This is a genomic window from Collinsella sp. AF04-24, from assembly GCF_003465685.1.
Taxonomy (GTDB): domain Bacteria; phylum Actinomycetota; class Coriobacteriia; order Coriobacteriales; family Coriobacteriaceae; genus Collinsella; species Collinsella aerofaciens_AP.
Genome location: NZ_QSBK01000017.1, coordinates 42,406 through 54,842, shown reverse-complemented (window position 1 = coordinate 54,842; position 12,437 = coordinate 42,406). Strand labels below are relative to the sequence as shown.

Genomic DNA, 12,437 nt, shown 5'->3' with positions numbered 1-12,437 from the left:
GACATGGGGTCGCGGTCCGGCCCCTTTGCGACGAATGAAGCAATCAGGTCAAAGCAGCTAAAAAAGACACGTCCCAAAAAGACTGCCCGTGTGGGTTTGGCTAGGTTCGGGCGCTGTCCGTGCCGTGGGGTAAAATCGTTCAGTCAGAACACGAACCCGCATCGGAGCTCATCACATGGCATTCGTCCATCTGCACAATCACACTGTTTTCTCCATGCTCGACGGCGCAACCCGTATCCAGGATATGGTCAATCGTGCCGTTGAGCTGGGCATGCCCGCCGTGGCCATTACCGACCACGGCTACATGTATGGCGTACCCGACCTGGCGCTGGCCTGCGACGCCGTCAACCACAACACGCCCGAGTACAAAACCTGGAGCCACGACAAGGCCTTCTTGGAAAAGGACCGCCGCGACGAGCTGGTGGAGCCCGATCCCGAGTCCAGCCCGCGCGAGCATGCCCAGTATGTGAAGGACATGGCCATGTGGGACGAGAAGGGCAACATCGACGAGCTCAAGCCGCCTCTGGTCATCAAGCCCATCTTTGGCTGCGAGGTCTACTTTACGCCGGACGAGACGCTTGCCCGCGACCATAAGCCCGAGCTCTACCACATGATCCTTCTGGCCAAGGACCAGGAGGGATACGTCAACCTGATGCAGACGGTCTCCGAGGCCGCCGTGCAGGGCTTTTACTATAAGCCGCGCGTGACGCTCGACAACCTGCGCCGCCACGCCAAGGGCATGATCTGCACGAGCGCCTGCATCGCGGGCATCATCCCCAAATACATCGACCGCGGTGACATGGAGGGCGCCATCAAGTGGGCCGAGACCTTCCGCGATACCTTCGAACCCGGCGACTTTTACATCGAGATCCAGGAACACGGCATCACTACCGACAATGGTCTGACCGACGAGCAGATGGACCGTACGCTCATCGATATCGCCAAGCAGGTGGGCGTCAAGGTCATCGCCACCAACGACTTCCACTACCTGCGCCGCGAGGACGCGCCCGTGCAGGACGTCATCATGTGCATTGGCATGAACGCCAAGGTCGACGACCCTAACCGCATGCGCATGACTGGCTCGGAGTTTTACATGAAGACCGAGGAGGAGATGCGGGCGATGTTCCCGTATTGCCCCGAGGCCTGCGACAACACGCTCGAGATCGCCGACAAGTGCTACGTTGAGCTGGACTGGGACTCCATCATCCTGCCGCGCTTCCCGCTGCTCGATCCCGGCGAGACGCACGAGAGCCAGTTCCGCCGCGAGTGCGAGAAGGGCCTGCGCCAGCACTACGGCGACGACTGGGCCACGCGCGAGATTGGTGGCGTCAACATCAAAGAGCGCTTTGAGTACGAATACAAAGTCATCTGCGACAAGGGCTTTGCCGCCTACTTCTTGATTGTTGCCGAGTACGTGCAATGGGCCAAGGACAACGGCATCGGCGTCGGCCCCGGCCGTGGCTCGGCCGCCGGCGCTATCGTCGCCTACGCCATGAACATCACCGCGTTCGACCCGCTCGAGAACGGTCTGATGTTCGAGAGGTTCCTGTCCCCGCAGCGTACCGAGATGCCCGATATCGATATGGACTTCGACGATGAGCGGCGCCTCGAGGTCGTGGAGCACGTTCGCCAGCTCTACGGCCCCGAGAAGGTCACCCACGTCATCACCTACTCGACCATTAAGGCCAAGCAGGCCATCAACGACGCTGCGCGCGTCCTGGACTACCCGGTCTACATGGGCCAGCGTCTGTCCAAGATGGTCTCGAGCGACCCCAAGGTCAAGCTCAAGCAGGTGCTCGAAAAGCAACCCGGCAAAGAGGATCTGTTTAACCCCGATTTTGCCGAGGCCTATAAAAAGGACGACGACGCCCGCCGCATCATCGACACGGCGCTCTCGATTGAGGGCCTTACCCGTGGCGAGGGTGTGCACGCGTGCGCCGTTCTGATCTGCCGCGACCCCGTCAACGAGCACGTGCCCACCAAGCTCGACACCAAGGGCGGCGTCGAGATTACCCAGTACGAAGGTCATACCGTTGCCGACATGGGCCTGCTCAAGATGGACTTCTTGGGCCTGCGCACGCTGACGGTTATCTCCAAGGCCAAGGCAAACATCAAAAAGAACTTCGGCATCGACATCAAAGAGGAAGAGATCCCCTTTGACGACCCCGAGATCTTTAAGCTCATGGGCTCCGGCCATACCGCCGGCGTCTTCCAGGTCGAGTCCGCCGGCATGACGGCCACGATCAAGAACATGAAGCCCACCGAGTACAAGCACGTCGTGGCATTGATCGCCCTGTACCGCCCGGGCCCGCTGGGCGCCGGCATGGTTTCGTCCTACATCAACCGTATGAACGGCAAGGAGCCGGCCGTCTCCTACGACGACCGCCTGGACGACATCCTGGGCGAAACCTACGGCACCATGGTCTACCAGGAACAGGTTATGCTCATCTCCGTCGAGATGTGCGGCTTCTCCAAGGGCGAATCGGACTCGCGTATCCGTAAGCCCGTGGCTAAGAAAAAGATCAAGCTGCTCACGTCGACGGTGCTGCACTGGGAGGATGGCTCGGACGAGACCACCTACGACCACTGGATGAACGGCGCTATCAAGAACAACTACACGCGCGAGGTCGCCCAGAAGATTTGGGACGATGTTCTCGAGTTCGCATCCTACGCCTTCAACAAGTCGCACTCCGCCGGCTACGCCATCCTGGTTATGCAGACGGCGTGGCTCAAGGCGCACTATCCGCACGAGTACATGGCGGCCGTTCTGACGTCCTATACGGGCAAGACCGACAAGATCGTGCACTACGTCTCGGCGTGCCGTCACGACGGCATCCCCGTGCTGTCGCCAGATGTCAACGAGTCCGGCACCGAGTTCACGGCTACCAAGGAGGGCGTGCGCTTTGGTCTGGCCGGCATCCGCGGCGTGGGCACCGGCGTGGCGCAGGCGATTATCGCCGAGCGCGAGGCGGGCGGTCCGTTTAAGACACTGCACGACTTTGTCGAGCGCGTGGACTCGAGCCAGGCCAACCGTCGCGTAATCGAATCGCTGATCAAGGCAGGCGCCTTCGACTCCACTGGGTATCCGCGTCGTCAGATGATGCACTTTGTGGACAAGAACAACCCCGAGAACATCATCGACGCCGCGATAAAGCGCCAGAAGGACCGCGCGAGCGGCCAGACCTCGTTCTTCGACATGTTTGGCGACGTTGAGGGCTCGGGCTTTGAGGTGAGCGTGCCCGATCCGGACGGCCAGGAGTGGGACCGCCACCTTAAGCTGAGCCAGGAGAAGGAGGTTCTGGGCATCTATGTCTCGGACCACCCGCTGCGCCCGTTTGAGTATGCACTAGCCAAGGCGCGCGACTTCTCGTTCTCGCAGATCGATACCGGCTACGAAGTTCAGAATCCTACGGGCGGCACCATCAACCAGGAGATTCCCGAGGGCAAGGCGCTGTGGTGGGCCGGCATGGTCTCGAGCGTGTCCAAGCGCGTGACCAAAAACGGTGACCCCATGGGCATCGTGCAGCTCGAGGACATGGAAGGCGAGGCCACGGTCGTGGTGTTCCCCAAGACCTACAAGGAGGCCGAGGGGTATCTGTACGGCGAGGTCGATCCCGAGACCGGCGCGCAGCTGTCCGACGCCTTTGTGCGCATCAAGGGCAAGCTCGAGCGCTCGGACCGCGGCGACCAGATCATCGCGCAGGAGATTGTGCCGCTGGAGCTCAACGAGGAGAACAACAAGCCCAAGGTGTTTGAGGTCATGGTGCCCAACAGCCGCTTTAGCCAGGGCAATATGGCGCGTCTTGCCACGGTGCTCACCGCTAACCCGGGCGGCGACCGCGTGGAGATCTTTATCGAGCAGGTGGACGGGCGCGTGCTGCGCGCCGAGGTGCCTGCCAAGGTCAACGCGCGCTCGATTCCGCTGCTGGCCGAGGCCAAGGCCATTGTGGGTAACCAGGGTCGCGTGACGGTGATCTAAGCTACCCCGGGTGAGATTGGAGGAAGTGATGGCGCAGGGGACGTTTGTGCAGGCGCTTCGCAAAGAGGCGGCGTTGAGCGGCACCTTTATGAAGGGGCGTTCGCTCATGCTCAACGGCGCCGTGCTGTCGATCGAGGACAGCGGCTCGCGCTTCTCCAAAAACGTGACGGTCGAGGGCTCGGTGCGCGGTTCGCGTGGCGACCTGTACAAGACGCACGTGGCGCTCGACATGGACGAGCACGAGGTGATCGACTACGACTGCGATTGCCCCGCCGCCTATCGTTACCCCGGTATGTGCAAGCACGCTATTGCCACGGCTCTGGCGTATTTGGATGCCAGCGGCGCCGAGCCCGTCGAAGGTTTGCGCACGCCGGTTCGCACGTTTACGGCGCAGTCGAAACAGCCCGCGCGCACCGCACCCAAAGCGCCGGCCGTCAACCCCAACTTTCCCTTTCCGGCGCCCGTCCCCACGAGCCCGAGCCTTGTGGCGGCGCTCTCCGATCTTTCGGACGCGCGCATGGATGAGCTGGCGAGCATGCGCCGCAAGCTTGCCGGTGCCGTTGATCCCGACGCCCCCAAAGCGGCATTGGAGCCCTCGTTGGTGCCGTACTACAATCCGCTGTTCGCTGACCGCTTTAGCTGGGCGCTCGAGTTCCGCATTCGCTGTGGATCGGTCTCCTACGTGGTCAAGGACATCGACGGCATGGCCGATGCCTACGTGCGCGGCGGCACGTTCTCCTATGGCAAGAAGCTCACGTTTGTCCATTCACCTGAGGCCTTTGACGAAACATCGGCAAAGCTGCTCAACCTTGTTGTGACGACAGTTGCCTATCTCGATGACATCACAAGCTCGCGTTCGGCGTCGTACGACTTTGCCCGCAGCGGTTTTGTTGCCGAGCGTCAGTTGCCGCTGTCCGAGCATAGCATCGTATATGTGCTGGACCTGCTGCGCGGCCAGACCATCTCCTTTGAGCCCGCCTGGTCGCGGGGGATGACGACGCATCGCACCTACGACGTGGCGGTTGAGCTGTCTCCGCAAGGGGAGGACGAGGCATCCGCTAAGCGCCCACCGCTGCTTGCCGCCAAAATCGCGCCGGCGGCTGGTGGTAGCTATGACCTGCGCCTGCCCGCCGATATGTACTGCTTTGCGTCGGGCGATGCCGCCTACTTGGTTGACACGCGCCGCGCGCGCCGTACCGACGCTGCATTTGCTCAGCATGCCGCACCTTTTTTGTCGCGCTTGCTGCCGTGCCGCACGCCCGCCCATATTGCCGCCGAGCAGGTGGGTGAGTTCTGCCGTATGGCGCTGCCCATTTTGCGCGACTACACCGACCTCACCGCGCCCGCCGCGCTCGATACCGTGGCACCCGAGCCGAGCTTTGCTATGGCGATCGGTGTCGACGATGGGCTCGTGACCTGCATAATTACGGTTACCTACGGCGATTGGTCGGCGGATCTCTTTAGCCTGGGCGCTCCGGGCAGCCCCTTCGAAGAGCAGCGCCCCGGTGTGCCACCCCGCGACGAGGTGGCGGAGTTTCGCGTTATGGATACAGCGGCCCTGTACTTCGATTTCTACAAGGGCGGTCTGGCGTTTGAGGAGCGCGATGATGAGAGCCTGTTCTGTCTGCTGACCGAGGGTCTGTCCGCCCTGTCCGAGCTGGGTGAGGTCATGCTCAGTGACCGTCTGCGCCAGGTCTCGGTCCGCCCTGCGCCCAAGCTTTCGGTGCGTGCGACCGTCAAGAGTAACCTGCTCGACGTCGAGCTGGGCGCGAGCGGGCTTTCGGCCGCGGACCTTGCCGTCTATCTCGATTCGTACAAGCGCCACCAGACGTTTGCGCGCCTGACGTCCGGCGACATCGTGCGCCTGGATGAGGGAGCGCGCGCCGCGTTTGGCCTTGCCGAAGATCTGGGTGTCGATGCCGTCGACCTGCTCGACGGCGTGTCGCTTCCCGCGTCGAGCACCTGGACACGCTCGGCAAGATGGACTTTACGGTACCCGCCTCGCTCAAGGCAACGATGCGCGGCTACCAGGTCGACGGATACCAGTGGCTCGGCTCGCTCGAACACCTGGGCCTTGGCGGCATCTTGGCCGACGACATGGGCCTGGGCAAAACGCTCCAGATGATTGCGCATATTCTGGCGCGCGTGGAGGCGGGGGACACCAAGCCCACGCTCGTGGTATGCCCGGCCTCACTCGTGTACAACTGGACCGCCGAGCTGGAGCGCTTTGCCCCGTCGCTCGATGTGTGCGCCATCGTGGGCGCCAAAGCTCAACGTCGTGTACAGATTGCCGGCGTGGCCGAGCATAGCGTGGTTGTGACGTCGTATGATCTTATGCGGCGCGATATCGACGAGTACGTCGAGCAGGATTTTGCCCGCGTGGTGCTCGATGAGGCCCAGTACATTAAAAACCCGCTCACGCAGGTGGCGCGCGCCGCAAAGCGCCTGCCTGCCGGCGTGCGCTTTGCCCTGACGGGCACGCCCATCGAAAACCGCTTGTCCGAGCTTTGGAGCATCTTCGACTTTTTGATGCCGGGCCTTTTGGGGACGCGCGAGTCGTTTGCCAAGCGCTTTGAGAGCCCCGTCGAGCATGCCGAGGGCGATAACGCCGCTCGCCTGCAGGCGCTCGTGTCGCCGTTTGTGCTGCGCCGTGTTAAGGAAGACGTGGTGGCCGACCTGCCCGAGAAGATCGAGGACACCGTCATGGCACAGCTTACCGGCGAGCAACGCAAGCTCTACCTGGCCAACCAGGACCGCATCGCCCAGCAGGTGCAGCACCGCGAGGCTGGGGAGTTTAAGAAGGACAAGCTCAAGGTGCTCGCCGAGCTCACCAAGCTGCGCCAGATCTGCTGCGACCCGCGTCTACACTACGAGGATTACAAGGCGGGGAGCGCCAAGCTCGATACGTGTATGGAGCTCGTGCACGGCGCACTCGACGGCGGGCATCGCATCCTGTTGTTCAGCCAGTTTACAGGTATGCTCGATATCATCGGTAAGCGCTTGGCCAAGGAGGACATCGCCTTCCTTAAGCTCACGGGCGCTTCGTCTAAGGAGAGCCGCGCCAAGATGGTCGCGCAGTTCCAAGCGGGCGAGGTTCCGGTCTTTTTGATTTCGCTCAAGGCGGGCGGCGTGGGCCTTAACCTGACGGCGGCCGACGTGGTCATTCACTACGACCCGTGGTGGAACGTGGCGGCGCAGGACCAAGCGACCGACCGCGCGCATCGTATTGGCCAGCAACATACCGTGACCGTGTACAAGCTCATCGCCAAGGACACGATCGAGGAGCGCATCATGCAGATGCAGGAGTCCAAGCGCGATCTGGTCAACAGCGTGCTCGGCGGCGACGGCATCTCGTCGGCGCTGTTTACCCGCGAGGATGTTCTGGCGCTGCTCGGCGGCGACGGGCGCTAGCTGCGCGCTGGATGGGGCTGCCGGGTCGGGCCAGGTCGCCGGTTCGTTCTGGCCCGACCGCTTGTCCCGCTCGTTATGTGTTCATTTGCAATGCCGTGGATGGTTTGTCTGCCTTTGGGCATAAGAAGCATCGAGAACACCGGCACATCAGCAAAGGAGAACATCATGGCAAAATTCTTTAAGGACCCCGACGGCAAGCTCATTGCCGCCCTTGGCAACGACGTTGCAACCCCTGCCGGTTGCACGGAACTGACCGCAAACACTGAGGACGCGGCGCACGAGAAGCACGTGCCTGTTGTCGAGACCGAGCGCGACGGTCACGTGATTCGCGCACGCGTTGGCTCGGTCGAGCACCCCAGCCTGCCCGAGCACTATATTGAGTGGATCGCCCTTGAGGCCGAGGGCCGCTTAGAGGTCCATTACCTTGAGCCCGGCATGAAGCCCGCGACGTTTTTTGCCGGCGGTTCCAAGACCGGTACCGTCTATGCCTACTGCAACCTGCACGGGCTGTGGTCCGCGACATTCTAGGAGCGCGCCCCCGCTCGGGGTATCATAGCTAGCATATGCACATGCGAGCGCCGACTGCATCATGCGGCCGGCGCTTTTACTACGATTTCGATGGTTTACGACGGAAAGGGCTGAGCCATGAAGCTCGCGCTTGCACAGATCGATATGCGCCTGGGTGATATTGAGGGCATTTGCGGCCGCATCGAGGACCAGGCTCGTCTGGCCCACGAGCGCGGGGCGCGCGTGCTGTGCGTTCCGGCTCCGCTCTTTATGGGCGCCATGCCCGGGGGCCTGGTGGGCACTGCCGACTTTGAGCACGACATGCTTGCCGGCTTGACTGGTGTCGCCGAGCGTATCCAGGAGCTTGACATGATTTGCATCGTGCCCGCGGCGGTTTCGTTTGAGGGCCAGCCCCTGCTCGACTACATGATGCTCAAGGACGGCCATGTGGTGCCGGCCCGTTCGAGCATTGCCCTGCAGCGCGGTGGGAACGGCGATGCCCGTTGGGCGCCGCCGGTCTTCGACGTGGACGGCGTGCGTATCGCCGTGATCTTCGACTTGGACCGCGAGCTCGAGATGCTGCCGACCGGCGTCGACCTCATCGCCTATTTTCAGTTCAACGCGTTTGATATGACCGACCGCGAGACGGCCGCCATCGCCGCCGTTCGCAGCGGTGCCTACCGTAAGATCGCGTCCAAGCGCAGCGTATGGTTTGCCTGCATGGCGCCGGTCGGTGCCTATGACGAGTCGGTGTATACCGGCGGGTCGTTTGTGCTCGACGACTGCGGGCGCGTAGTGGCCCAAGCGCCGTGCTTTGAGGAGAGCCTGCTGGTTCAGGAGATTCAGCGCGGCGTAATGCTCGATGCCCTGGAGGACCACGAGCTGCCCGAGTTTCGTTCCGAGGAGTGGTTGTGGCAGGCGCTGGTGCTCGCTGTGCGCGATAACGCCCGTGCCCATGGTACGTCGCGCGCCGTGGTGGCGCTCGAGGGCGATTTGCCGTCGTCTTTGCTTGCGGCGCTGGCTGTCGATGCATTGGGCTCGCGCAACGTGATCGGCCTGGTGCTGAACCGCAACCGCATCTTTACGCCGGCACAGGAGGAGGCCGAGGCCGCCCGTTGCGCCGCCGTTCGCGCGATTGCCGAGCGCCTGCATATTCGCACGGTTGAGCGCGATGCGCCGGATGCGGCGCGCGTACTCGACCGCGATGTGTCGGCGGGCGATGCCGAGCGCCTGCGCTCGCGTACGCTGGGCCTCATGTTGGAGGATACGGCGCTCGAGCTGGGCGCGATGGCTCTGAGCCCGCTTTCCAAGACCGAGTACGCGTTGGCGGCACCGGCGCTTTGCGGTGGCTACCAGGGCGATTACGCGCCCTTTGGCGATGTGTATCTGTCGACCCTCGAGTTTGTGGCGCGCGTGCGCAACCGCACGTCTGCCGTGGTGCCGCAGGAGCTCGTGACGCTCAACGCGGTGGAAGATTGCATGGAGCGCGTGCTGGCGCGGGCGCTCTCGACGCTCGACGGCCCGGTCGACATGCTTGATCGCGCGGCGCAGCTGCTCGGTGGGCTCGAGCCGGGCGAGGTCGATGGTGCGCTTGAGTCGCACGTGGACCGCAACCGACCCTTCGACGACATCCCAATGGCCGCCGGCAAGCCCGAGGCTTGCTCGCTGCTGCTGATGCTCGTGCGCCAGGGAGAGGCGGCTCGCCGCATGCTGCCGACGGCGCCGATCGTCTCGGCCCGTTCGTTTGTCGAGCGCGCCTGGCCGTACATGCTCGCGTGGTCCGACCTGGGGCTGAGCGGCAAGGAGCGCATGACGGTCGATTCACTGGCGCGCGCCGAGGTGCGTCGTTTTGCCGACGAGGATACAAGCGAGCGCATGCGCGGCGAGATGATGGGCATATTGGGTGACCTGTTGGGTATTTCGCCCGAGCAGATGGAGGAGCTGCGCTCCGAGGATGGCCAGCGTCGCCTGCATGAGGGCATGAAAAAGTTTGAGGGCGAGGTCCAGGACGCCATCGAAAAGATGATGGGCGGCCAGGGCGGACCGCAGGGTGGGCCCCAGGGCACGCCGATGCCGCAGCCGCCGGTTGATCCGAGGCAGTTTCCGTTCTTCTCGCAGAACTAAACTGGGGATGGGATTCACTCCCAACCCCGATACTTCAACTAAGCATCTTGGCCCCGTTGTGTTATTCTAGAACAGACGTTCGTGAGTAGTGCGCGGGGCCTTGCCTTGCGCTTGGTAAAAGACGAGGGGAGGTTGGCTTGGTTATTTTGGGCATCGACCCCGGTTTGGCTCATACGGGTTGGGGGATTATCGAGGAGCGGCGTGGCGAGGTTCGCTGCCGTGCCTATGGCTGCATCGAGACCAGCGCAGGCAGTCCGCTCGCGGTGCGCCTGTCGCATATCGCCCGCGACCTCAAGGGTGTCGTGGAGCGCTATCGACCCGATACCGCTGCTATCGAGAGCATTTACTTTGGTGCCAACGTTCGCTCGGCCATCCCTACGGCGCATGCCCGTGGCGCCGCGCTCGTGGCGCTTTCGGAATGCGCGCTCGAGATTGGCGAGTATACGCCTATGCAGATTAAGCAGGCTGTTGTGGGCACCGGCGCTGCGGACAAACGGCAGGTCGCGTATATGGTTCGTACGCTCACGCAGCTCGATCACGACCCGCATCCCGACCATGCCGCCGATGCCCTGGCCTGCGCCATCTGCCACGTTAACCTCAGCCGCACCCGGGCGCTTACCGGCGGCGAGTTCTATCAACAGAGAGGAACCGGATACTGATGATCTCCCAGCTCCACGGAACGCTTGTCGAGGCCACGATGAGCTCTGCTGTCGTCGATGTGTCGGGCGTTGGCTTTGAGCTCGGCATCTCGGGCAGCACTGCGGCCACGTTGCCGACGCCCGGCGGCGAGGTCCGCCTCTACACGCGTATGCAGGTGCGCGAGGACGCCATGACACTTTTCGGTTTTTCCTCTAAGGATGAGCGCACGATGTTCGATCGGCTCGTGTCTGTCTCGGGCGTTGGCCCGCGCTTGGCGCTCGCCGTGCTTTCCACCTATACCGTGGAGCAATTGTATTCGCTGGTGATGGCCGAGGACGACAAGGGCATGGCCAAGGTGCCCGGTGTGGGCAAAAAGACAGCTCAGCGTCTGATCCTGGAGCTCAAGAGCACCTTTGCCAAGGACAAGGGCTTTGTGCCGGTCGACGTGATTCCCGGCCAGGTTGCGATGCCCGTGCCCGCTGCCGCTCCCTCGGCCATCGATGACGCCCGTGCGGCGCTCCTTTCCATGGGCTTTAGCCCGCAGGAGACCGATGTTGCCCTGAGCGGGTATGATGGGCAGAATATGCGTGTCGAGGATCTGCTCGGCGCGGCGCTTAAGCGACTCGGAATGGATGCGTGATGTGGGAAGCCGATGACTCTCAGGACCTGTGGGCGACGCCCGGCAACTCGCCGGCGGCATCCATGGCGCACGGCGAGCGCATGGTGGGCTCGGAGCTGACGGCCGAGGACCTCGATGTCGACCGCACTTTGCGCCCCCAGCGCCTGGACGACTACTGTGGCCAGGAGCACATCAAGCAGAGCCTGCGCGTGTTGATCGAAGCGGCGCAGAGCCGTGGCGAGACGCTCGACCACGTGATTTTCTCGGGTCCTCCGGGCCTGGGCAAGACCACGCTGGCCACCGTTATCGCCAACGAGCTGGGCGCTCAGATCAAGACGACGAGCGGCCCCGCTATTGCGCGCACCGGCGACCTGGCGGCCATCCTTACTAACTTGCAGCCGGGTGATGTGCTGTTTATCGACGAGATCCACCGCCTCAACCGTTCGGTCGAGGAAGTCCTGTACCCCGCGATGGAGGACTTTGCCCTCGATATCGTGATTGGCAAGGGTCCGGCGGCGCGCTCGATTCGCCTGGATATCCCCAAGTTTACGCTCGTAGCAGCAACGACCCGCTCGGGTATGCTGACTGGCCCGCTGCGCGACCGCTTTGGCATTTCATATCGCCTGGATTACTACACGGTCGAGGAGCTCGCGCAGATTGTGACGCGCTCGGCGTCCATCCTGGGCGTGGCGATCGACCATCCCAGTGCGCTCGAGATCGGCTCGCGTTCGCGCGGCACGCCACGTCTTGCCAACCGCCTGCTCAAGCGCGTGCGCGATTACGCGCAGGTGCGCGGCAACGGTCCCATTGAGCTTGATATTTGCCGTCAGGCGCTCGAGTTCTTCGAGATCGATGAGCTTGGTCTGGACTGGATGGATATTCGCATTTTGGAGACACTCGCTAAGACGTTCTCCGGACGTGCCGTGGGCCTGACAACGCTTGCCAGCGCGGTGGGCGAGGACCCGGGAACGCTCGAGGATGTCTATGAGCCCTATCTGCTGCAGTGCGGCTTGATGATTCGCACGCCCCAGGGCCGCCAGGCAACGCTTCGCACCTTTGAGCACTTGGGGATTGAACCTACCATTTAGGGCGCTTTGTTTTGGCGGGCTGTTAAGCTATCGCTGAGCATTGGATAAACATATCGCCATTCATCGGTTA

8 protein-coding genes are annotated in these 12,437 nt (G+C 62.8%); all 8 read left to right on the top strand.

Annotated elements, in window-relative coordinates; translation table 11 throughout:
- The first annotated feature begins 175 nt into the window (after positions 1-175).
- The 8 genes from dnaE (at position 176) to ruvB (ending at position 12,367) form a co-directional block, all read left to right on the top strand.
- Positions 176-3,979 carry a DNA polymerase III subunit alpha gene (dnaE, locus tag DWV32_RS07755; protein ID WP_117735950.1) on the top strand — a complete coding sequence of 1,268 codons (3,804 nt, stop codon included), beginning with the start codon at positions 176-178 and terminating at the stop codon, positions 3,977-3,979.
- A 28-nt stretch (positions 3,980-4,007) separates the two neighbouring features.
- The gene (locus tag DWV32_RS10425) at positions 4,008-6,104 is read left to right on the top strand and encodes an SNF2 helicase associated domain-containing protein (RefSeq protein ID WP_117757792.1); all 2,097 of its coding nucleotides are present in this window, start codon (positions 4,008-4,010) and stop codon (positions 6,102-6,104) included.
- The gene (locus DWV32_RS07745; protein ID WP_222847441.1) at positions 5,996-7,390 is read left to right on the top strand and encodes a DEAD/DEAH box helicase; all 1,395 of its coding nucleotides are present in this window, start codon (positions 5,996-5,998) and stop codon (positions 7,388-7,390) included. The genes DWV32_RS10425 and DWV32_RS07745 overlap by 109 nt, the downstream gene beginning before the upstream one ends.
- Before the next feature lie 165 nt (positions 7,391-7,555).
- Positions 7,556-7,918, top strand: a complete 363-nt coding sequence (locus DWV32_RS07740) for a desulfoferrodoxin family protein (protein WP_089572163.1) — start codon at positions 7,556-7,558, stop codon at positions 7,916-7,918.
- Positions 7,919-8,035: 117 nt separating this feature from the next.
- Positions 8,036-10,021 (top strand): hypothetical protein, encoded by a 1,986-nt coding sequence (locus tag DWV32_RS07735; protein ID WP_117757790.1) that lies wholly within the window; start codon positions 8,036-8,038, stop codon positions 10,019-10,021.
- Between the two features lie 137 nt (positions 10,022-10,158).
- Entirely contained in the window at positions 10,159-10,680 is a 522-nt protein-coding gene (gene ruvC, locus DWV32_RS07730; protein ID WP_035137351.1) for a crossover junction endodeoxyribonuclease RuvC, read from the top strand.
- Entirely contained in the window at positions 10,680-11,300 is a 621-nt protein-coding gene (ruvA, locus tag DWV32_RS07725; protein ID WP_117757789.1) for a Holliday junction branch migration protein RuvA, read from the top strand. Before ruvC ends, ruvA begins: the two co-directional genes overlap by 1 nt.
- A complete protein-coding gene (gene ruvB / locus DWV32_RS07720; protein WP_117757788.1) occupies positions 11,300-12,367 on the top strand; it encodes a Holliday junction branch migration DNA helicase RuvB in 1,068 nt (355 codons plus the stop codon). Before ruvA ends, ruvB begins: the two co-directional genes overlap by 1 nt.
- Positions 12,368-12,437: the final 70 nt, after the last annotated feature.